Genomic DNA, 21511 nt, shown 5'->3' on the forward strand with positions numbered 1-21511 from the left:
TGAAACATGCGTAGACCTCTGCCCCGTACACCTCCGTGGTGGCATGCTCCCCTCAACCACCCCCCACGGAGGAGAAGTTGAATGCGTCTCAGATCCATGGCAGTGACCGTGGCGCTGATGGTCACGGGACTGCTGGCGGCCCCCGGACTGGCGATCGCCGACGAGTCCCACGGGGCCGCCGTCTCACGTGTCGCTGCCGAGCCGGGAGCGTCCGCGGCACCCGTCGAGGTCAGCCGCGACGGCTCGCTGCTGCACACGCAGGCGAGCGAGACCAAGGCGTCCAAGACCCTCGAGGTCGAGTACCAGGTCCAGGAGACCGGCTACTGGTGCGGCCCCGCCGCGACCCGCATCGCGCTCTCCGCGCGCATCGCGCCGCCGAGTCAGACTGATCTGGCGGCGCAGCTGGGGACCACCGAGAACGGCACCGACGACATCAGCCAGGTCACCGGCGTTCTCAACGCCAACCTCGGCAGCAGCGACTACGAGTCGACGTACATGCCCGACGATCCTCCCTCACAGCAGCAGAAGGACCTGCTGTGGCAGGACATCACCGGAGGCATCGACAGCAACCTCCCGCTCGTCACCAACATCGTCGCGCCGCCCGGCAACCAGCCACCCGGATACCCGTCGGACCAGACGATCTACCACTACTTCACGGTCATCGGCTATGACGACGCCAACAGCAGTGTGCTCATAGCCGACCCGGCCTCCTTCTCGGGCAACCAGATCTACTGGCTCTCCTTCGACCAGCTCGCGTCCCTGATCCCGCCCAAGGGCTACGCGGCCTGACGCGGGGACGCCACGAAGACCCCGTACGCCGGGCCGTCCCTCCCGCGCGGCCGCTTCTCCCCCCCTGCGGCCGCGGTTCTGCGGTCCGGCGTACGGCTCCGCGCGCACCGCGGCGCTGAGGACCCGCCACCGCTCGGTGCGTCGCGACGGACCCTCAACCCCGCTGCCGGCCCTCAACTCCTTTGTGGGGCACCACTTTTGCCGGGTGGCCGCCGGAGACCGCGCAGCGTGAGCGCCGCCGCCGACGTGAGCACCACCCAGCTCAGGCACCAGCTGGCCACCACGTCCAGCGGCCAGTGGTAGCCACGCCATACCAGGCCCGCACTGCACGCCAGGGTGAGCAGCGCGGCCGTGGCGGGCAGCGGCCAGTACGGAGGCCGCCGGACCGTCAGCGAGAAGAGCAGGGCCGCACCGCCGAAGGCGACGGCTGCCGTGGCGGTGTGCCCCGACGGGTAGTAGTTGGTGCCGCCGGGCGGTCCCGGCCTGCCCAGCCACAGCTTCACGACGGTGACGGCGAGCGCGGTGAAGGCCAGTGCCAGCGCCAGGCACAGCGGCGGCAGCCAGCGGCGCGCACCGCCCGTGACCAGGGCGTACGTCATCGCAGCGACCAGCACCGGAACGGCCACCACGAGGTTGCCCAGATCAGCGCAGGCCTCGGCCACGGCGTCGGGAGGTGAGGTGCGCTGGAGCGCGTTGCCCAGCCACATGTCGGCTCCGACGAGCGGACCGCCGACGGCGACCTGCCAGGTGACCAGGGCGAAGAGCACGCAACACAGCGCGCAGAGAGTGAGGTGAAAGACCGACCGCCCCGGAACAGGGGGGAAAGTTCCGGAGCGGCCGTAGCGACCGGCATTCCGCAAGCCCCGGGGGGTGTGGAGCCGACGGTCCCCCGATCGGTGAGGAGCGTGCGCCAGGGCACGACCGAACCTGTCTTGGGGAGAGCCAGGCTCGGGCCGGGAGTCCGGAGTGGAGTTCCGAAGTACCCGAATACCGGAACCGTACGGCAGGTCAGCGGGGCCGGACAGCCGGATTACGGACCGGCCATCGGCCTCGCACAGATTCTTCACGCCGTACGGATTCCGGGGTCTGTTCACAGGTCGGCCAGGGCGCCTTCCAGCACGTCCAGGCCCTCGTCGAGCAGATCCTCACCGATCACCATCGGGGGCAGGAAACGCATCACGTTGCCGTACGTGCCGGTGGTCAGCACCAGCAGCCCGTTCTCGTGGCACGCCTTGGCGAGAGCCGCCGTGACCTGCGGGTCCGGCTCCTTGCCGCCGGGCTTGACCAGCTCGATGGCGAGCATGGCGCCGCGCCCGCGGACGTCGCCGATGACGTCGTACTGCTCGGCCAGCTTCCGCAGCCGCGGCTTCATGATCTCCTCGATGCGCTTGGCCCTGGCCGGCAGGTCCATCTCGCGCATCGTCTCGATGGATCCGAGCGCCGCGGCGCAGGCCACGGGGTTGCCGCCGTAGGTGCCGCCCAGGCCGCCTACGTGAGGCGCGTCCATGATCTCGGCGCGGCCGGTGACGGCGGCCAGCGGCATGCCGCCGGCGATGCCCTTCGCGGTGGTGATCAGGTCCGGGACGATGCCCTCGTCCTCGCAGGCGAACCACTGGCCCGTACGGCAGAAGCCGGACTGGATCTCGTCCGCGACGAAGACGATGCCGTTCTCCTTCGCGAACTGCGCGAGACGCGGCAGGAAGCCCTTCGCCGGCTCGATGAAGCCGCCCTCGCCGAGCAGCGGCTCGATCAGGATCGCGGCGACGTTCTCGGCGCCGACCTGCTTGTTGATCTGGTCGATCGCCTGGGCCGCGGCCTCCTCGGCGCAGTTGTCCGGGCCGGTGAGCCAGCGGAACGGGTAGGCGACGGGCACCCTGTACACCTCGGGCGCGAACGGCCCGAAGCTGTGCTTGTACGGCATGTTCTTCGAGGTCAGAGCCATCGTCAGGTTCGTGCGGCCGTGGTAACCGTGGTCGAAGACGACGACGGCCTGACGCTTGGTGTACGAGCGCGCGACCTTGACGGCGTTCTCCACTGCCTCGGCGCCCGAGTTGAACAGCGCGCTCTTCTTGGCGTGGTCGCCGGGCGTGAGCCGCGCCAGCTCCTCGCAGACCTCCACGTAGGGCTCGTACGGGGTCACCATCACGCAGGTGTGCGTGAACTGGGCGAGCTGCGCGGAGGCGCGTCGCACCACCGCCTCGGCGCTGTTGCCGACACCGGTCACGGCGATGCCGGAACCGAAGTCGATGAAGGAGTTGCCGTCGACGTCCTCGAGGACGCCGCCGCCCGCGCGCTTGGCGAAGACAGGCATCACGGTGCCGATGCCGTCGGCGACCGCGGCCTGCTTGCGAGCCATCAGCTCCTGGGACTTCGGGCCCGGGACGGACGTGACGACACGGCGCTCCTGCGGGAGGGCAGGGCCACCGGACATTTCCGTCTTCGCGCTCATAGTGCTCTCTCTCAGGACGAAGGGGTCTGCACGTCCTTCGAAGGCTAGAGGCCTCGCGGAGGGCGGGACATGCACCGGTGCGGAGAAGTCCCCGTGTCGTGTTGGCCGTCACGGCTATAGGCACAGCGGCGCCGTGCCGGACCGCGTTCACCGCGCCGGACCCCGGTGGGCCGACCTGCGTGGGTCAACTCCCTCTTCCGGCGGCTAGATTGGGACCGGGAGCAGGGACGAGGGCGCCGTGACGAGGCGGGGACGACCGGCCGGGCAAGGGTAGAGGCAGTACATGGACATGGACTCTCCGCACCAGGGGCAGGGTGCGGACAGCGCACACGGTTCGCAGACCGACCCCGGCACGGGGCTGCCCCACCAGGGGAGCGGGCAGGACCGGCAGGCATCCGGCCCACCGCCCACGGAACAGGCGACCCCACGGCCGAAGAGCCGGCCCCGGCCGCACGGGCAGGAGCCGCAGCCCGCCGCACCGCCGAAGCCGGCGCATGCACCCGGCTCCGGAACCCGGCTCGCCGACTGGCTGCGCGTCCCGCGCCCCGAGGCCGGGCCGGGCATCTGGCGGTACGGCTACCGGCCCCTGCCGGCCCAGGACCGGGACCGCACTCCGACTCGGCAGCTGCTGGGCGGCGCCCTGGTCTCCTTCCTCATCGCCTGGCTGGTCTGGTCGCTGCTCTACAACGGCTACCTGGGCGACTACTGGCTCTGGCCGATGCTCGCCCTGACGCCGGAGTCCTGGCGGTCCGCCGGGGGCGAGCAGATGATCTTCGTCTGGCTGACGTACATCTACTACGGCCTCGTCATCGCCGCCCTCGCCGTCGTCTTCGGACGGCTGGGCCACTGGCCGGAGCTCGCCCGCCGGGCGTGGGCACGCCTCTCCGGCGGCAGCGCACGGCGAACGGGCAGCGAGCGCCGCGGCGCCACGGATCCCGCATCGTCCGTCCCGGCACCGCCTCCGCAGGCGGACCCCGTCGAGTGGCCGGAGCTGCGGGGACAGGGCGCCGCCCGTGCCGCCGACCTCCTCGCGGCCGAGGTGCGCGACGGCCGCATGAACGACGTCGACCATGCCCGCATCCGCCGCGCCTGGGAGTCCGTACGGGCGCGGCCCGGACGGCTCTCCGCGTTCGTCGAGACCGTCGAGGCGAAGGGTGCGGCGGCCTGCGCGCATCCCTCGGGCCGCCGGGACCTGCCGCACGGGCGCGCGGCCCGGCACGACCTGAGCGTGGGTCAGGTCCGCATCGGCACCGCCGCCGACAACGAGCGCAACCCGCTCCACTACCGGGGCGCCGGAATGGCCCTGGAGCCCTCGCTGCTCGGCACCTCGGCGCTCGCCGTCGGGCCCCCCGGGTCGGGGAAGACGACGCGCCTCGCCCGTCCCGTCGCGGAATCGCTCTGCCTGCAGGCGCTCGCGGGCCAGGCCGCCGTCGTCGCCGTGACGGCGAACGGGGACCGGCTGGCGCCCGACGAGTCCTTCGATGTCGTCGTCCGGGTCGGCCAACCCGGCTCCTCGCACGACCTCGACCTGTACGGCGGCACGGACGATCCGGACGAGGCCGCGGGCATGCTCGCGGAGGCTCTCGTCGGGGACCTGACCGATTCCCTTCCCGGCGGCGACAGCCGCCGGGCAGCGACGGCACTGGCCCAGCTCATCGGGCCCTTCCGCGCTGCCCACGGCCGCTTCCCCGCCGTACCGGAGCTGCGCGAACTGCTGGACGGCTCGACCTCCGCCGTCGACGCGCTGCGCACCGCCCTCGACGACGCGGATCTGCCCGCGCAGCTGCGCGAACTCGACGCCTACGGGCGGCAGTCGGGCCGCCCCGGCGACGCGCCGGCGCTTCTCGCGGACCGCATCGCGCTGCTGGATCGGCCCGCCTTCTCCGGCTTCTTCGTGCCCGAGGGCGCGGACGGTCCGGCCGGTGACGAAGGCGGCGGAGCGTCCCCGAGGCCGTTCTCGCTGCGCGCCCTGGAGAAGCCGTTGCGCGTGCGCATCGACCTTCCCGAGCGCGGCCACGCGGAGGCGTCGCGCATCCTCGCGCGGCTCGTCCTCGCCCAGTTCACCGAGTGCGCGAGCGCGCGCGAGGATCAGTCCCTCTTCGCGGGGCTCGTCCTCGACGACGCGGCTCAGACCGTCACCCCGCAGTCGCTGCGCGGTCTCCAGCGCGTGCGTTCCGCGCACGGCGGCGTCCTGCTGACGCTGCGCGCGCTGGACGAGGTCCCGGCGCAGCTGCGCGGCCCGCTACTGGGCGCGGTGGGCTGCCGGATGGTCTGCGCGGGCGTGACCCCTTGGGACGCCGAGCACTTCGCCGAGGTGTGGGGCACCGAGTGGGTCGAGACCCGCGACGTGACCAACCGCCAGCTCGTCTCCGACGAGCCGCTGACCAAGGTGATGCACGCGGTGCGCAGGCTCGCCACGGGCAGGCATGTCACGGCCGAGTCCGTGACCGTCCGCAAGGTGCAGCGCGAACGCTGGTCCGCCTCGGATCTCGCCAACGATCTGCCGCCCGGTCACGCTGTGCTGTCGCTGACCACAGTCCGTGGGGAGCGGACGCCGCCGATCCTCGCGGAGCTGGGGGAATGAGTTCGGGAATGACCGAAATGAGCCGGGCGCCTGTACGGTGAGCCTTGTTATGCCACCGACTCTCGCCTCGCTCGTTCAGCACTCCGCGCTCCGGCTGGCCGTGCTCACAGGGCAGGACCGGCTGGACACCGACGTGCGCTGGGCGCACGCCAGCGAGCTGGCGGACCCGACTCCCTATCTCGACGGTGGTGAACTCCTCCTCGTCACGGCCCTGAAGCTGGACGCCGAGGACCCGGAGGAGATGCGCGCCTATGTACGGCGGCTCACCGAAAAGGGCGTGGTCGGCCTGGGCTTCGCCGCGGGGGTCAACTACGAGAAGGTGCCGGACGCGATCGTCGAGGCGTGCCGCGAGGCGGGCCTGCCACTGCTCGAAGTGCCGCGCCGGACGCCCTTCATCGCCATTAGCAAGGCCGTCTCGGCCGCCATAGCGGCAGAGCAGTACCGGTCGGTCACGGCGGGCTTCGAGGCGCAGCGGGAGATGACGCGGGCCGCCCTCTCGCAGGAGGGTCCCGCGGCCCTGCTCACCAAACTCGCCTCCGAGGTGGCCGGTTGGGCCGCCCTCTACGACGCCTCCGGCGCCATGGTCGCCACGGCGCCGGCCTGGGCGGTGCGCCGGGCGTCCCGGTTCGTCGCGGACGCGGAGCGGCTGCGTGACAGGCCGGCCCCCGCCAGCGCCGTCGTCAGCGGTTCGGATTCCGGCGACGACCGCGTGGAGCTGCAGTCGGTCGGCAGCGGCCGCCGCGCGAAGGCCGTCCTCGCGGTCGGCACGGCTGCTCCGCTGGGCACCGCGGAGCGCTACGCCGTGCACTCCGCCATCGCGCTCCTTACGCTCATGATGGAGCGCTCGAGGGCGCTCCAGGAGGCCGAACAGCGCCTCGGCGCCGCGGTGATGAGGATGCTGCTCTCCGGCGAGTCCGACCACGCGCGTGCCGTCGCCGGTGCGCTCTACGGCGGACTGCTGGACGCCCCGATGCGGGTCCTGGTGGCCGAGCCGGCCGCGGGCTCCATGTCCCGTGGGCGGGGCAGCGCCAACGGGCACGCCGCTGTGAACGGGGACGGCCCGGCGGGCGGCGCAGCCGTCCCGGCGGGTGCCGGCGGCGCGCCGGGAGGCAACCTGCCCGTCGTGACGGTCACCGAGACCTCGGCGGTGCCCGTACCCGTTCCCGAGGGCATCGCGGAAGACGTGCCGGGCCCTCTCGAACAGCTCGCGGACCTCGCCGAGACGGCCGCGGCGCGCAACGGGGAAGCCGTCCTCGTCGTGCCGGACGGCAGCCGTCTCGTGGTGCTCGCCGCCGACGGGGGCGCCGCCGTCGCCGCGTGCGCCCAGTATGCGGCCGCATGCGCCAACGCCGTCGAATCATCCGGCTCCGGCGGCGCACATCAGTCCGGCGGTACGTCCTCGGTACCCGACGACGCTCTCGTCATCGGGGTCTCCGCCCCGGCCGGCCTCGCCGCCGCGACCGTCGCGTTCAAGCAGGCGGACCAGGCACTGTCGGTGGCCCGGCGTCGCGGTGCCCCGCTCGTGGAGCACGAGGACGTCGCGGCCGGATCCGTGCTGCCACTGCTGGCCGACGACGCGGTACGCGCCTTCGCAGACGGCCTGCTGCGGTCGCTGCGCGATCACGACGCGAACGGGCGGGGCGACCTCGTCGCGTCTCTGCGCGCCTGGCTCTCCCGGCACGGCCAGTGGGACGCCGCGGCCGCCGACCTGGGCGTGCACCGGCACACGCTGCGGTACCGGATGCGCCGCGTCGAGGAGATCCTCGGCCGTTCGCTCGACGATCCCGACGTACGCATGGAGCTGTGGCTCGCCCTGAAGGCCACGGGGTGACCGGCAGGACGACCGCTGCGGAGCGCGGGCGGACGGTTTGCGCGCCGCCGGATCTGTGAGCGGCCGCCGACATCCCACGATGGGCGGGCCCGTAGCCACGCTCGGTGTCCGTGCCAAACCGGCGTGTGGAGAGTTACAAGTCTGCCGTGGCGGACAAGAAAATCTGCCGTCCGCAGGCCCTACCGTTGGCCGAAGAGACGGATGAGTGCCAGTCCGGCACTCATCACCACAGGCACAGCGCGGCACAGCTCTGCCTGCCGTCTCCTCACGCTCACATTGCTCTGACACCACCACTCCGGAAGGGCGGCCCCGCAGTGACGACAGCGACTTCCCCGCACGCGTTCTGGCTCGCCGGCCGCGAGGCCACGGGCGACGACACGCTCGATGTCACCTCGCCCTGGGACGGCAGGCTCGTGGGAAGCATCAGCCTTCCCACGGCGGACCAGGTCGAGGAGGCCGTGGCCGCGGCCGCAGCCGTCGCCGACGAGTTCTCCGCGACGCCCGCGCACGAACGTGCCGCCGCCCTGGACCACGTCACGGCCCGCGTCCGCGAGCGGTCCGAGGAGATCGCGACGCTGATCTCTGCGGAGAACGGCAAGCCCATGAAGTGGGCGCGCGGCGAGGTCGGCCGGTGCGTCTCCGTCTTCCGCTGGGCCGCCGACGAGGCGCGCCGCTTCAACAGCGGCGAGGCGCAGCGGCTCGACTCCGACGCGGGCGGCACGGGACGCCTGGCCTACACCCGGCGCTTCCCGTTCGGACCGGTGCTCGGCATCGCGCCCTTCAACTTCCCGCTCAACCTGTGCGCCCACAAGGTGGCCCCCGCGCTGGCCGTCGGAACGCCGATCATCCTCAAGCCCGCGCCGGCCACACCGCTGTCGGGGCTGCTGATCGGTGAGCTGCTGGCGGAGACGGATCTGCCCGCCGGTTCGTGGTCCGTGCTGCCCGTGCCCAACGACCGGATGCCCGAGCTGGTCCAGGACGAGCGGCTGCCCATCATCTCCTTCACCGGCTCCGCGCCGGTCGGCTGGTCCATCCTCGACTCCGCCCCGCGCAAGCGCGTCACCCTCGAACTCGGCGGCAACGGCGCGGCGATCGTGCTGGGCGACTACTCCTCCGAGGACGACCTGGACTGGGCGGCACAGCGCATCGCGACGTTCTCCAACTACCAGGCCGGCCAGTCCTGCATCTCGGTGCAGCGCGTGATCGCCGACTCCTCGGTCTACGACCGTCTCGTGCCGAGGATCGTCACGGCGGTCGAGGCTCTGCGCACGGGTGACCCCGCCGACCCGGCGACCGACGTCGGGCCGCTGGTGAGCGAGGACGCGGCCAAGCGCGTGGAGTCCTGGGTCGAGGAGGCCGTCTCGGGGGGCGCGAAGCTGCTGGCGGGCGGCAAGCGCGAGGGCGCGACGTACGCGCCGACCGTGCTGGAGAACGTGGGCCCCGACACGCAGATCGGCTGCGAGGAGGTCTTCGGGCCGGTCATGTCGCTGACGAAGGTGGAGGGCGAGGACGAGGCGTTCGCCGTCGCCAACAACTCCAAGTACGGCCTTCAGGCAGGCCTGTTCACGCACGACATCCAGGCCGCCTTCCGCGCCCACCGGTCGCTGGAGATGGGCGGCGTGATCGTCGGCGACGTCCCCTCCTACCGTGCCGACCAGATGCCGTACGGGGGCGCGAAGCAGTCGGGCGTGGGCCGTGAGGGCGTCCGGTTCGCCATGGAGGACTACACCTACGAGCGCGTGATGGTGCTCACGGGCCTGGATCTGTAACCTCCGCCGCTTGCTCCGGCGGACGGCCGGGAACTCGGACCGGCGGACGGCGCGCACACCCAGCGCCGTCCGCCCGCGGCCCGAAAGAGCCGACCCTTGAGAGCCGGCCGAATGGCGGGTCCCTCAGATCGTCTCGAGGTCCCCGGCGAAGACGACCATCTGGTCGATGCGTTCGTCACGCAGGTGCACCATGTCGGTTCCGGTCAGCAGCAGTTGATCTGCTCCGTTGTGGTAACTCCAGCTGTAGCGCGCCCACTCGCCCGGGGCGTCGACCACCGTCGTACGCGTCACTCTTCCCGGGCCGTCGGGATGCGCGCGGAGTTCGTTGATGAAGTTCTCCACCGCTTCCACGCCGACGCTGCGCCCCAGCGGCCCCCAGAAGACGACGTCCTGCGTGAGCGCGCGCGAGAGCAGTTCGGTGACGTAGGCCTGGTTCGAGGCATTGAAGGCGGCAAGGAAGGTGTCCACGGCGTCTTCGCCGGGTTCGAGCTGCATGCCCCTGTCCTATCAGAAGCGCGCTCCCGGTAAAGGCCCCGGATCTTCGCCCTGCGCGCGGGTAGGTTCGTCCCATGCCCGTGACCAGTGGCGTCGAAGGGGCCGGGCCATCGGCCCGAGGCGCTGTCCGTACGGTCCTCGGGGACGTGCCCGGCGACCGGCTCGGCGTGTGCGACGCGCACGCCCATCTCTTCCTCCGCACTCCGGTCCTGCCCGGCCAGGAGCTGGCCGACGCCGGCGCCGCCGAGGCCGAGTTGAGCGCGTTCGTGGAGGCGGGCGGGCAGTCGGCCGCGCAATGGACCCCGTACGGGATGGGACGTTGCACGGGCACGCTGGCCGAGCTCGCCCGGCGCACGGGGCTGCATCTGGTTGCCGCGACGGGCCTGCACCAGGCCATGCACTACGCGGCCGTCCGGCCGGGCCACTTCAGCCCGACGGAGGCCGAGACTTCCGACCTCGCACAGCTTTTCGTCGAGGAGCTGACCCGGGGAGTGCGCGGCAGCGTCTGCGGTGAGGGACCGCGTGCCGGACTGATCAAGGTGGCGGGCGGATTCCACGGCCTGGACGCATACGCGTGCCGCACCATGCACGCCGCGGCCGAGGCACACCACGCCACGGGCGCACCCGTCGCCGTGCACCTCGACGGCGGCACCGCGGCGCACGACGTGCTCGACCTGCTCTGCGAACGCCGCGGCGTGCCGCCGCACCGCGTACTGCTGGGCCACCTCGGCCGCTTCCCCGACCTCGCGCTCCACAGGGAGGTGGCGCGACGCGATGTCTGGCTCGTCTTCGACGGCCCGTCCCGCGCCCACGACGCGACGGACGCGCGGCTGACGGAGTGCCTCATTTCCCTCGTCGACCACGGGTACGGGGAGCGGATCATGCTCGGGTCCGACACCACGACCGCGGAGGCCCGTGGCGCTCCGGGTATGCGCCACCTGCCGGCGTTGATGAAGCCGCGCCTCGTCCGTGAGTTGGGCAAGGAGGCCGCGGAGGGGATATTCGTGAGCAACCCTGCCCGCGCTCTTGCGGCCGAGTGGAAGGACTGATCGGTTGTTCGTCTTCGCACACATGAGTGACACACACATCGGACAGGACCGGGACGACGGCGGTGCCCGCGCACGGGAGCGCACCGAGCGGGTGCTGCGCTGTCTGGAGGAGCTTCCCGGCGAGCTGGACGCAGTGATCCTCACCGGTGACGTCACCGATCACGGCACTCCGGAGGAGTACGCGGAGGCCGCGAAGCTGCTCGACGGCTCCAGGCACGCGCCGCTGCACTGCCCGGGCAACCACGACTCACGCGGTCCGTACCGTGCGGCTCTCCTGGACGCCGACCCGGCCGACACCTCACCCGTGAACCGCCTGGTCGTACTGCCCGGCGCCACCTTCGCGCTGTGCGACTCCAGCATCCCGGGCCGCGGCGACGGCTACCTCGACGACGGCACTCTCGCCTGGATCGACAACGCACTCGCCGGAGCACCGCACGACCGGCCCGCCTTCGTCTGCTTCCACCACCCCCCGGTGCCGCTGCACGGGCAATACGTCGATCCCATACGCCAGTTCGGGGAGCAGCGACTCGCCGCCGTCGTCGAACGTCACACACATGTGGCGGCGCTGCTGTGCGGACACAGCCACACGCCCGCCGTCACGACGTTCGCGGGCCGACCGCTGGTCGCAGCGCCCGGTGTCGTCTCCACGCTGAAGATGCCGTGGGAGGGCGAGGCCGGAGGGCCGCTCGACTACGACCTGCCCCCGATGATCGCGTACCACGTCCACGACGACGAGGGTCGCCTGACGACCCACTTCCGGGTGGTGCCCTGACAGTTCGGCGACGCCGCCCGTGCGCGGCCGGCCTCGACCGTCCCGAGGCCGGCCGGCGCCGGGCGGCATGACCGCCGGGCCACCGGGCAAGAGGGCGTGCGACCGCGCCGTTCGCGCCGCGGCGCATCCTGGACACCGTGTGCGGGGAGTCTGGTACGCACCGGATGAATCGGGTACATACGAGCGAGTAGCACCGGCCGGTAGTGCGCGGCGTCACCCGGCGCCGCACGGCGTTCACTGTCCCTACCACGCGGCGAGATGAGTGAGATGACTGTCTCCGAGCGCGAAGCCCGAGAAGTAGCCGAGGCCGCACGCGAACAGGACTGGCGCAAGCCCAGCTTCGCCAAGGAAATGTTCCTGGGCCGCTTCCGGCTGGACCTGATCCACCCCCACCCGGAGCCGCCCGCCGAGGACGTGCGCCGGGGCGAGGAATTCCTGACGAAGCTGCGCGACTTCTGCGAGACGACGATCGACGGCGCGCGCATCGAGCGCGACGACCGCATCCCCGACGAGGTCGTCGCCGGGCTCAAGGACCTCGGCGCGCTCGGAATGAAAGTCGGCCCCGAGTACGACGGTCTCGGCCTCACGCAGGTCTACTACAACAAGGCGCTCGCCATGGTGAGCAGCGCCAGCCCGGCCGTCGGCGCGCTGCTCTCGGCGCACCAGTCGATCGGGGTGCCGCAGCCGCTGAAGATGTTCGGCACCCAGGAGCAGAAGGACACGTTTCTGCCCCGCTGCGCCCGCACCGACATCTCGGCCTTCCTGCTCACCGAGCCCGACGTCGGCTCCGACCCGGCGCGGCTCGCGACGACCGCCGTGCCGGACGGGGACGACTACGTTCTCGACGGCGTCAAGCTCTGGACGACGAACGGCGTCGTCGCCGACCTCCTCGTCGTCATGGCCCGCGTCCCGAAGTCCGAAGGCCACCGGGGCGGCATCACGGCTTTCGTCGTCGAGGGCGAGTCCGAAGGCGTCACCGTCGAGAACCGCAACACCTTCATGGGCCTGCGCGGCCTGGAGAACGGCGTCACCCGCCTCCACCAGGTCCGCGTCCCGGCGGCCAACCGCATCGGCAAGGAGGGAGAAGGGCTCAAGATCGCCCTGACCACCCTCAACACCGGGCGCCTCTCGCTGCCGGCCACATGCGTGGGCGCCGGCAAGTGGTGCCTGAAGGTGGCCCGCGAGTGGGGCGAGGCGCGCGTGCAGTGGGGGCGGCCCGTCGCCAAGCACGAGGCCGTCGGCAGCAAGATGTCGTTCATCGCCGCGACGACGTTCGCGCTGGAGGCCGTGGTCGACCTCTCCAGCCAGATGGCCGACGAGGAACGCAACGACATCCGGATCGAGGCCGCGCTGGCCAAGCTGTTCGGCAGCGAGATGGCGTGGACCATGGCGGACGAACTCGTCCAGATCCGCGGCGGACGCGGTTTCGAGACGGCAGAGTCCCTCGCGGCGCGCGGCGAACGCGGCGTACCCGCGGAGCAGTTGCTGCGGGACCTGCGCATCAACCGCATCTTCGAGGGCTCGACGGAGATCATGCATCTCCTGATCGCGCGCGAGGCCGTCGACGCCCACCTCTCGGTGGCGGGTGACCTGATCGACCCGGACAAGACGCTCTCAGACAAGGGCCGAGCGGCCATGGCCGCCGGTGGCTTCTACGCCCGCTGGCTGCCCAAACTCGTCGCCGGGCCGGGCCAGATGCCCGGTGCCTTCTCGGACTTCGGTGAACTCGCCGGGCATCTGCGCTACGTCGAGCGCACCTCGCGCAAGCTCGCCCGCTCCACGTTCTATGCCATGTCGCGCTGGCAGGGACGCATGGAGACCAAGCAGGGCTTCCTCGGGCGGATCGTGGACATCGGCGCTGAGCTGTTCGCGATGAGCGCGGCGTGCGTACGCGCGGAGAAGCTGCGGCGCGACGCGCTGAGCAGCGGTCCCGACGGCAAGGCCCCGTACCAGCTGGCCGACGCCTTCTGCAGGCAGTCGCGGGTCCGGGTGGAGGAGCTGTTCGGGAGGCTGTGGCACAACACGGACGACCTGGACCGCAAGGTCGTGACCGGCATCCTCGACGGTGCCTACACGTGGCTGGAGGAGGGCGTCATCGACCCCTCGTCGGACGGCCCGTGGATCGCCGCGGCCGTACCGGGACCGTCGAAGAAGAAGGACGTGCACAGGCGGATCGGCTGAAGCGCCACTGATCCGGCGTGGGAAGGGGTGGGCGCCCGGCCCGGGCACGCGCGCCGGGCGCCCGCGCCTGTGCGGCTGACAAGGCCCGGGGGCGGCGCCGCAAAGCACCCGCGGATCCCGGACAGGGCAGGGGCGGCGGGCGGTGAACGCGGCACGCGGAGGAACAGTCAGAATGGGGCCATGACCCAATCCCTCGCCGACCCGCACCTGCGGCCGTCCGCGCCGTCGGCTGTGCCGGAAGGCCCGCGCGACATCGTGATCCTCGGATCGACCGGCTCCATCGGCACCCAGGCGGTCGATGTCGTACTGAGCAATCCCGGCCGGTTCCGGGTCACCGGACTCTCGGCCGCCGGGGGCCGCCTGGAGCTGCTGGCCGGGCAGGCGCACCGGCTCCAGGTGCGGACCGTCGCCGTCGCCCGTGAGGACAAGGCCGTCCAGCTGAGGGAGGCGCTGCGCGCCGAGTACGGGCCGGGCAACGCGATTCCCGAGGTGCTCGCCGGGCCGGACGCGGCCACCGAGCTGGCGGGGAGCGAGTGCCACACGGTGCTCAACGGCATCACCGGCTCCATCGGGCTGGCACCCACTCTCGCCGCCATCGAGGCGGGCCGGATGCTGGCCCTGGCCAACAAGGAGTCGCTGATCGTCGGCGGCCCCCTGGTGAGAGCACTGGCGGCACCCGGCCAGATCGTGCCCGTCGACTCCGAGCACTCCGCGGTCTTCCAGGCCCTGATGAGCGGCACGCACGCGGAGGTGCGCAAGCTGCTGATCACCGCCTCGGGCGGGCCGTTCCGCGGCCGCACGAAGGCCGAGCTCGCGGACGTCACGCCCAAGGAGGCGCTCGCGCACCCGACCTGGGAAATGGGCCCGGTGATCACCGTCAACTCGGCGACCCTCGTCAACAAGGGACTGGAGGTGATCGAGGCCCATCTCCTCTACGACCTCCCCTTCGAGCGGATCGAGGTCGTCGTGCACCCCCAGTCGGCCGTGCACTCCATGGTCGAGTTCAAGGACGGCTCGACCCTCGCCCAGTGCGGGCCGCCGGACATGCGGCTGCCGATCGCGCTCGGCATCGGATGGCCCGAGAGGATCCCGGACGCGGGGCCGGTCTTCGACTGGTCGCGCGCGATGTCGTGGGACTTCTTCCCGCTGGACGCCGAGGCCTTCCCGGCCGTGCCGCTCGCCTTCCAGGTCGGCAGGTACGGGGGAACCGCGCCGGCCGTCTACAACGCCGCGAACGAGGAGTGCGTTGATGCGTTCTTGGGCGGAAGGCTGCCGTTCCCCGGCATCGTGGATACGGTTGCCGCTGTGGTCGAGGAGCACGGGACGCCTGCCGAGTCGGCGCTGACGCTCGACGATGTCCTCGACGCGGAGACGTGGGCGCGCGAACGCGCCCGTGAACTGGCGACGGCAGCAGCGGAGGCCCGCGCATGACCACCTTCATGACGATTCTCGGCATAGTCGTCTTCATCGTCGGTCTGCTCTTCTCCATCGCCTGGCACGAGTTGGGGCACCTGTCGACGGCGAAGATGTTCGGCATCCGAGTGCCGCAGTACATGGTGGGATTCGGTCCGACGATCTTCTCCCGCCGCAGGGGCGAGACGGAGTACGGCATCAAGGCGGTGCCGCTCGGCGGCTACATCCGCATGATCGGCATGTTCCCGCCGGGCGATGACGGGATGCATCGCGCGCGCTCCACCTCACCGTTCCGGGGCATGATCGAGGACGCGCGCGCCGCCGCGTTCGAGGAGCTGAAGCCGGGCGACGAGAAGCGCCTCTTCTACACCCGGGCGCCCTGGAAGCGCGTCATCGTGATGTTCGCCGGGCCGTTCATGAACCTGATCCTGGCCGTCGTGATCTTCCTCGTCGTGCTGATGTCCTTCGGCATCAACACCCAGACCACCACCGTCTCCTCCGTGTCCAAGTGCGTCATTCCGGCGTCGTCGAAGTCCGACAAGTGCCCGTCGGATGCGAAGGACTCCCCGGCCAAGGCGGCCGGCCTGTTGCCGGGCGACAAGATCGTGGCCTTCGACGGCAAGCGCGTCACCGAGTGGGGCACCCTCCAGCAGCAGATCCGCGACACTACGGGGCCCGCGACCATCACCGTCGCCCGCGAAGGCGGCCGCAAGACGCTCCAGGCGGATCTGATCCCGAACAAGGTTGCCAAGTCCGACGGCCGCGGCGGCTACGTCGAGGGCGAGTACGTGACGGCCGGATTCCTCGGCTTCACCCCGGCCAGCGGCGTGGTCCCGCAGACCTTCCCGCAGTCCGTCGACCGGATGAGCGACATGATGGCCTCCGGTGTGCAGGCGCTGGTCGCGCTCCCGTCGAAGGTCCCCGAGCTGTGGAACGCGGCGTTCGGCGGCGCCGAACGCAAGCAGGACTCCCCGATGGGCGTCGTGGGCGCGGCCCGCGTCGGCGGCGAGGTCTTCTCGCTCGACATCCCGCCCACGCAGCGCGTGGCGACGATGCTGTTCCTGGTCGCGGGCTTCAACCTGTCCCTCTTCCTCTTCAACATGCTGCCGCTGCTGCCGCTGGACGGCGGCCACATCGCGGGAGCCCTGTGGGAGTCGGTACGGCGGGCCTTCGCCAAGGTCTTCCGGCGACCCGACCCCGGGCCGTTCGACGTGGCGAAGCTGATGCCCGTCGCGTACGTGGTCGCGGGGATCTTCATCTGCTTCACGCTGCTGGTGCTGGTGGCCGACGTGGTCAATCCGGTGAGACTCGCGGGATAGCGGGGACCGGACCGGCAGGGGCACGGCCGGAGGCGCCGCCGGAAACGCGGCGCCCCGTCCCGCCCGGGAGGCCTTTGCTCCGTATGTACGCTTCAGCCGGTTCGCGGGAGAGGGATGTGCTCCCAGGGGTGGAGGTGCCGTAATCTCGGGGTCCGGAGCCCGTCGATCTCCCGGGACTTCTCGATCCACACCTTGGGGTTGCACGCCAGATGACAGCGACAGCGATTTCGCTCGGAATGCCGGACGTACCGACCAAGCTCACCGACCGCCGCAAGAGCCGGAAGATCCATGTCGGTCCGGTGGCCGTCGGCGGTGACGCTCCGGTGTCCGTGCAGTCGATGACCACGACCCGCACGTCCGACATCGGCTCGACTCTTCAGCAGATCGCCGAGCTGACCGCGTCCGGCTGCCAGATCGTACGAGTGGCCTGCCCCACGCAGGACGACGCCGACGCGCTGGCCACCATCGCGAGCAAGTCGCAGATTCCCGTGATCGCCGACATCCACTTCCAGCCGAAGTACGTCTTCGCCGCGATCGACGCGGGCTGCGCCGCCGTCCGCGTGAACCCGGGCAACATCAAGCAGTTCGACGACAAGGTCAAGGAGATCGCGCGGGCTGCCTCCTCCGCGGGCACGCCCATCCGCATCGGCGTCAACGCCGGCTCCCTCGACAAGCGGCTGCTGCAGAAGTACGGGAAGGCCACCCCCGAGGCGCTCGTCGAGTCGGCGCTGTGGGAGTGCTCCCTCTTCGAGGAGCACGGCTTCCGCGACATCAAGATCTCGGTCAAGCACAACGACCCGGTCGTGATGATCAACGCCTACCGGCAGCTCGCCGCACAGTGCGACTATCCGTTGCACCTCGGCGTCACCGAGGCCGGTCCCGCCTTCCAGGGCACCATCAAGTCCTCCGTCGCCTTCGGTGCCCTGCTGGCCGAGGGCATCGGCGACACGATCCGCGTCTCGCTGTCCGCGCCGCCCGCCGAGGAGTGCAAGGTCGGCATCTCGATCCTGGAGTCGCTCGGCCTGCGCCAGCGCCGCCTCGAGATCGTCTCCTGCCCCTCCTGCGGCCGTGCCCAGGTCGACGTCTACAAGCTCGCCGACGAGGTCACCGCGGGCCTTGAGGGCATGGAGGTTCCGCTGCGCGTCGCCGTCATGGGATGCGTCGTCAACGGACCCGGCGAGGCCCGCGAGGCGGACCTCGGTGTCGCGTCGGGCAACGGCAAGGGACAGATCTTCGTCAAGGGCGAGGTCATCAAGACCGTCCCCGAATCCAAGATCGTCGAGACGCTCATCGACGAGGCCATGAAGATCGCCGAGAAGATGGAGAAGGACGGCGTCGCCTCCGGCGAGCCGCAGGTCGCCGTCAGCGGCTGAACGGCCGCTCGCCCTTCGTGCACGCGCCTGATCCGGGCCCCGTCACCGATGGCTGACGGGGCCCGGTGCCGCAGCCGCCCCCTGCCGGTGGCGGGTACAGTCGGAGAAGCCCCCACTTCATCTCGTCCGTCCCCAGGGGTCATGTCACGGTGAGGCTGCCGACACGTTGTTGACCACCACCTCCACAAGGGTTGTCGACCCGGCCGAACTCGACGACGCGCTCGCCGTGTTGCGCCGCGAGCCCGTCAACAACGCCTTCATCGCCTCCCGCGTGCACGCCGCCGGGCTCGACGCGCTGCGCCTCGGCGGCGAGATGTGGGGCTGGTACCAGCGGGGAAAACTGAGGTCCCTCTGTTACGCCGGAGCCAACCTCGTACCGCTGTGCGCGGGCCCGGAAGCCGTACGCGCCTTCGCCGAAAGGGCACGCCGGCAGGGGCGCCGCTGCTCCTCCATCGTCGGCCCTGCCGAGGCGACCGCCGCCCTGTGGTCCTACCTCGAACCCCACTGGGGCCCCGCGCGTGAGGTACGCCGCCGCCAGCCGCTCATGATCACCGAGAAGCTCCCACGGGGCGTCCGGCCCGATCCACTGGTCCGCCGCATCCGCAAGGACGAGATGGAGCTGGTGCTGCCCGCCTGCGTGGAGATGTTCACCGAGGAGGTCGGTGTCTCTCCGCTCGCCGGTGACGGCGGCCTGGTGTACCAGTCGAGGGTCGCCGAACTCGTCGGGTCCGGCCGCTCGTTCGCCCGCGTCGAGAACGGCCGGATCGTCTTCAAGGCCGAGATCGGGGCCGCCACGCCGCACGCCTGCCAGATCCAGGGCGTCTGGGTCACGCCCGAGCGGCGCGGCGAGGGTCTTTCCGTCAACGGCATGGCTGCGGTGCTGCGTTACGCGCTGAACGAGGTCGCGCCCCTGGCGAGCCTCTACGTCAACGACTACAACCTCGCGGCCCGTGCGGCGTACAGACGTGTGGGCTTCCGCGAGGTCGGGGCGTTCATGAGCGTGCTCTTCTGAGACGGCCCGCCCACCGCGGGCAGTCGGCCGCGTAACTCCTAGTAGCCTCCCGGCATGCAGCATTCTGCCTGGGGATCATCACCCCAGGACCCCCGCGAGCCCCTCATCGGACCGCTCGACCTGGAAGAGGACGTCGACGACGCGCTGGCCGTGCAGGCCGTCGCCTTCGGTCTGAGCGACGACGAGATCGCCGTGCGGCGCCACATCGTGCTGCGCCACCTGAAATCCCCCGGAGCGCGGGCCCTCGGCGCGCGCACACCGGAGGGCCGGCTGATCGGCTTCGTCTACGGAATGCCCAACGACCGCACGCAGTGGTGGTCCACCGTCGTCGCCGGATATCTGCGCGCGGCGGGCTGCGAGGACTGGCTGGACGACTCGTTCGTCATCACAGAACTCCACGTCCTCCCCCTCCACCAGCGCCGCGGGATCGGCCGGTGCCTGATCACCACGCTCACCGAGACCGCCCAGGAGCCGCGGACCCTGCTCTCGGCGATCGACACCGACAGCCCCGCCCGGCACCTCTACCACCGGCTCGGCTACCGGGATCTGGCCCGCAACGTGCACTTTCCGAGCGCGCCCAGCCCGTACGCGGTGATGGGGGCCTGGCTGCCGCTGAGGCGTTCCTGACAGCGGCGGGGGAATCGCATTTCCGTGCCGTGCGCGGGGCCGGATACTCTCCTCCTCAGTTGTTTCGACTGCTTTCAACCACCGCACGGAGAATTCCATGGCTGCCCGAGTCCAGCGTTTGTCCCGGTCGATGCTGAAGACACTGCGCGACGACCCGGCCGACGCAGAGACCACCAGCCACAAGCTGCTGGTGCGCGCCGGATATGTGCGGCGTGCGGCCGCGGGCATCTGGACGTGGCTGCCGCTCGGGCTTTCGGTGCTGGAGAACGTCACCCGGGTCGTACGCGAGGAGATGGACGCGATCGGCGCCCAGGAGGTGCTGCTCCCCGCGCTGCTGCCCAAGGAGCCCTACGAGGTCTCCGGGCGCTACGAGGAGTACGGCGATCTGCTGTTCCGCCTTGAGGACCGCAAGGGTGCGGGCTATCTGCTCGGGCCGACGCACGAGGAGATCTTCACCCAGGTCGTCAAGGACCAGTGCTCGTCGTACAAGGATCTGCCGGTGACGCTCTACCAGATCCAGACGAAGTACCGGGACGAGGCGCGTCCCCGGTCCGGCATTCTCCGCGGCCGTGAGTTCACGATGAAGGACGCCTACTCCTTCGACGTCTCCGACGAGGGCCTGGCCGAGTCCTACGCGCAGGAACGTGAGGCGTACAAGCGCATCTTCGAGCGCCTCGGCCTCGACTACCGCATCGTCTCCGCCGTCTCGGGCGCCATGGGCGGCTCCGCCTCCGAGGAGTTCCTCGCGCCGGCCGCCGCGGGCGAGGACACCTACGCGCAGTGCCCCTCGTGCGGATTCGCGGCCAACACCGAGGCGCTGTCGGTCGCCGTCGTGCCCGCCGAGCCCGCCGACCATCCCGGGATCGAGGAGCTCGACACCCCGGACACCCCGACGATCGAGACGCTCGCCGGACACCTGGGCGTCCCCTCCTCGGCCACGCTCAAGAACCTGCTGGTGAAGATCGACGGTGAGATCGCCGCGGTGGGCGTCCCCGGCGACCGCGACGTGGATCTCGGCAAGCTCGCCGAGCATCTCGCCCCCGCCGAGGTCGAGTTGGTCACCGCGGAGGACTTCGTGAACCGGCCCGACCTCGTACGCGGCTACGTCGGGCCGCAGAACGGCATGGCGGGCAAGGCCTTCCGGTACATCGCCGACCCCCGCGTCGCGCCCGGCACCGTGTGGATCACCGGTGCGAACAAGCCGGACAAGCACGCGCAGTACGTCGTGTGCGGCCGCGACTTCGAGGTGGACGACTACATGGACGTGGTCGTCGTAGAGCCCGGCGACCCCTGCCCGAACTGCGGCTCCGGCATCGTGCTCGACAGGGCGATCGAAATCGGCCACATCTTCCAGCTCGGCCGCAAGTACGCCGACGCCTTCGAGCTGGACGTGCTGGGCCAGGACGGCAAGCCGGTGCGCGTGACGATGGGCTCGTACGGCATCGGCGTGACGCGCGCCGTGGCGGCACTGGCCGAACAGACCGCGGACGAGCAGGGGTTGTGCTGGCCGCGGGAGATCGCACCGGCCGACGTCCACGTCGTCGCGGCGGGCAAGGCCCTGCAGACCGAACTGGCGGTCGACGTCGCGGAGAAGCTCGGTGCGGCCGGCGTGCGGGTGATCGTGGACGACCGTGCTGGCGTCTCGCCGGGCGTGAAGTTCACCGACGCCGAGCTGATCGGCGTCCCCACGATCCTGATCGTGGGCCGCGGCGCGAAGGACGGGCTCGTCGAGCTGAAGGACCGCCGCAGCGGAGAGCGCGAGGAGCTGACGGTGGCGGACGCCGTCGCCCGCCTCTCGTCCGGGGCCTGACGGGCGGTCGGGGCAGGCCTGCCGTCCCCGGGTGGTGC

16 protein-coding genes are annotated in these 21511 nt (G+C 71.1%); 13 read left to right on the forward strand and 3 right to left on the reverse strand.

Features of this window, described 5'->3' with window-relative positions; all coding sequences use genetic code 11:
- Window positions 1–81: 81 nt before the first annotated feature.
- Window positions 82–789 carry a C39 family peptidase gene (locus I004_RS0110465; RefSeq protein ID WP_028435448.1) on the forward strand — a complete coding sequence of 236 codons (708 nt, stop codon included), beginning with the start codon at window positions 82–84 and terminating at the stop codon, window positions 787–789.
- Window positions 790–962: 173 nt separating this feature from the next.
- Here I004_RS0110465 and I004_RS33275 read toward each other — a convergent pair whose 3' ends face one another.
- Window positions 963–1556 carry a phosphatase PAP2 family protein gene (locus I004_RS33275; protein ID WP_486579888.1) on the reverse strand — a complete coding sequence of 198 codons (594 nt, stop codon included), beginning with the start codon at window positions 1554–1556 and terminating at the stop codon, window positions 963–965.
- 323 nt (window positions 1557–1879) lie between these two features.
- Window positions 1880–3238: a 4-aminobutyrate--2-oxoglutarate transaminase gene (gabT, locus tag I004_RS0110475; protein ID WP_028435449.1), complete on the reverse strand. Its 1359-nt coding sequence runs from the start codon at window positions 3236–3238 to the stop codon at window positions 1880–1882.
- Window positions 3239–3527: 289 nt separating this feature from the next.
- On the opposite strand from gabT, the gene I004_RS0110480 reads away from it, so the two are divergent.
- From I004_RS0110480 to I004_RS0110490, 3 genes are all read left to right on the forward strand, one after another.
- Entirely contained in the window at window positions 3528–5822 is a 2295-nt protein-coding gene (locus I004_RS0110480; protein ID WP_486579891.1) for a type IV secretory system conjugative DNA transfer family protein, read from the forward strand.
- A 49-nt stretch (window positions 5823–5871) separates the two neighbouring features.
- Window positions 5872–7653, forward strand: a complete 1782-nt coding sequence (locus tag I004_RS0110485) for a PucR family transcriptional regulator (RefSeq protein ID WP_028435451.1) — start codon at window positions 5872–5874, stop codon at window positions 7651–7653.
- A gap of 314 nt (window positions 7654–7967) precedes the next feature.
- Window positions 7968–9422 carry an aldehyde dehydrogenase family protein gene (locus tag I004_RS0110490; protein ID WP_028435452.1) on the forward strand — a complete coding sequence of 485 codons (1455 nt, stop codon included), beginning with the start codon at window positions 7968–7970 and terminating at the stop codon, window positions 9420–9422.
- Between the two features lie 123 nt (window positions 9423–9545).
- Here the strand turns inward: I004_RS0110490 and I004_RS0110495 are convergent, their stop codons facing one another.
- A complete protein-coding gene (locus tag I004_RS0110495; RefSeq protein WP_028435453.1) occupies window positions 9546–9917 on the reverse strand; it encodes a nuclear transport factor 2 family protein in 372 nt (123 codons plus the stop codon).
- A 74-nt stretch (window positions 9918–9991) separates the two neighbouring features.
- Between I004_RS0110495 and I004_RS0110500 the strand changes: the two genes are divergently transcribed.
- The 9 genes from I004_RS0110500 (at window position 9992) to I004_RS0110540 (ending at window position 21473) form a co-directional block, all read left to right on the forward strand.
- Entirely contained in the window at window positions 9992–10966 is a 975-nt protein-coding gene (locus I004_RS0110500) for a phosphotriesterase family protein (RefSeq protein ID WP_028435454.1), read from the forward strand.
- A gap of 4 nt (window positions 10967–10970) precedes the next feature.
- Window positions 10971–11738 carry a metallophosphoesterase gene (locus tag I004_RS0110505; RefSeq protein WP_028435455.1) on the forward strand — a complete coding sequence of 256 codons (768 nt, stop codon included), beginning with the start codon at window positions 10971–10973 and terminating at the stop codon, window positions 11736–11738.
- A 267-nt stretch (window positions 11739–12005) separates the two neighbouring features.
- Window positions 12006–13919: an acyl-CoA dehydrogenase family protein gene (locus I004_RS0110510; RefSeq protein ID WP_028435456.1), complete on the forward strand. Its 1914-nt coding sequence runs from the start codon at window positions 12006–12008 to the stop codon at window positions 13917–13919.
- A 180-nt stretch (window positions 13920–14099) separates the two neighbouring features.
- Complete coding sequence (gene dxr / locus I004_RS0110515; protein ID WP_028435457.1) at window positions 14100–15350, forward strand: 1-deoxy-D-xylulose-5-phosphate reductoisomerase; 1251 nt, start codon at window positions 14100–14102, stop codon at window positions 15348–15350.
- On the forward strand, window positions 15347–16651 hold the full coding sequence (locus I004_RS0110520; RefSeq protein WP_028435458.1) for a site-2 protease family protein: 1305 nt from the start codon (window positions 15347–15349) through the stop codon (window positions 16649–16651). The genes dxr and I004_RS0110520 overlap by 4 nt, the downstream gene beginning before the upstream one ends.
- Window positions 16652–16860: 209 nt before the next feature.
- Window positions 16861–18024 (forward strand): flavodoxin-dependent (E)-4-hydroxy-3-methylbut-2-enyl-diphosphate synthase, encoded by a 1164-nt coding sequence (gene ispG, locus I004_RS0110525; protein WP_037975655.1) that lies wholly within the window; start codon window positions 16861–16863, stop codon window positions 18022–18024.
- Between the two features lie 166 nt (window positions 18025–18190).
- Complete coding sequence (locus I004_RS0110530) at window positions 18191–19036, forward strand: GNAT family N-acetyltransferase (protein WP_028435460.1); 846 nt, start codon at window positions 18191–18193, stop codon at window positions 19034–19036.
- A gap of 54 nt (window positions 19037–19090) precedes the next feature.
- The gene (locus tag I004_RS0110535) at window positions 19091–19663 is read left to right on the forward strand and encodes a GNAT family N-acetyltransferase (RefSeq protein ID WP_028435461.1); all 573 of its coding nucleotides are present in this window, start codon (window positions 19091–19093) and stop codon (window positions 19661–19663) included.
- Window positions 19664–19760: 97 nt separating this feature from the next.
- Window positions 19761–21473 carry a proline--tRNA ligase gene (locus tag I004_RS0110540; protein WP_028435462.1) on the forward strand — a complete coding sequence of 571 codons (1713 nt, stop codon included), beginning with the start codon at window positions 19761–19763 and terminating at the stop codon, window positions 21471–21473.
- Window positions 21474–21511 lie beyond the last annotated feature (38 nt).

The sequence above is a fragment of the Streptomyces sp. TAA486 genome (genome assembly GCF_000426165.1).

What these genes read in the sequence shown, in the direction of transcription:
- I004_RS0110465 (WP_028435448.1), top strand. Translation starts at nt 82, where the DNA reads ATGCGTCTCAGATCCATGGCAGTGACCGTGGCGCTGATGGTCACGGGA.
- gabT (WP_028435449.1), bottom strand. Translation starts at nt 3,238, where the DNA reads ATGAGCGCGAAGACGGAAATGTCCGGTGGCCCTGCCCTCCCGCAGGAG.
- I004_RS0110480 (WP_486579891.1), top strand. Translation starts at nt 3,528, where the DNA reads ATGGACTCTCCGCACCAGGGGCAGGGTGCGGACAGCGCACACGGTTCG.
- I004_RS0110485 (WP_028435451.1), top strand. Translation starts at nt 5,872, where the DNA reads ATGCCACCGACTCTCGCCTCGCTCGTTCAGCACTCCGCGCTCCGGCTG.
- I004_RS0110495 (WP_028435453.1), bottom strand. Translation starts at nt 9,917, where the DNA reads ATGCAGCTCGAACCCGGCGAAGACGCCGTGGACACCTTCCTTGCCGCC.
- I004_RS0110500 (WP_028435454.1), top strand. Translation starts at nt 9,992, where the DNA reads ATGCCCGTGACCAGTGGCGTCGAAGGGGCCGGGCCATCGGCCCGAGGC.
- I004_RS0110510 (WP_028435456.1), top strand. Translation starts at nt 12,006, where the DNA reads ATGACTGTCTCCGAGCGCGAAGCCCGAGAAGTAGCCGAGGCCGCACGC.
- dxr (WP_028435457.1), top strand. Translation starts at nt 14,100, where the DNA reads ATGACCCAATCCCTCGCCGACCCGCACCTGCGGCCGTCCGCGCCGTCG.
- I004_RS0110520 (WP_028435458.1), top strand. Translation starts at nt 15,347, where the DNA reads ATGACCACCTTCATGACGATTCTCGGCATAGTCGTCTTCATCGTCGGT.
- ispG (WP_037975655.1), top strand. Translation starts at nt 16,861, where the DNA reads ATGACAGCGACAGCGATTTCGCTCGGAATGCCGGACGTACCGACCAAG.
- I004_RS0110535 (WP_028435461.1), top strand. Translation starts at nt 19,091, where the DNA reads ATGCAGCATTCTGCCTGGGGATCATCACCCCAGGACCCCCGCGAGCCC.
- I004_RS0110540 (WP_028435462.1), top strand. Translation starts at nt 19,761, where the DNA reads ATGGCTGCCCGAGTCCAGCGTTTGTCCCGGTCGATGCTGAAGACACTG.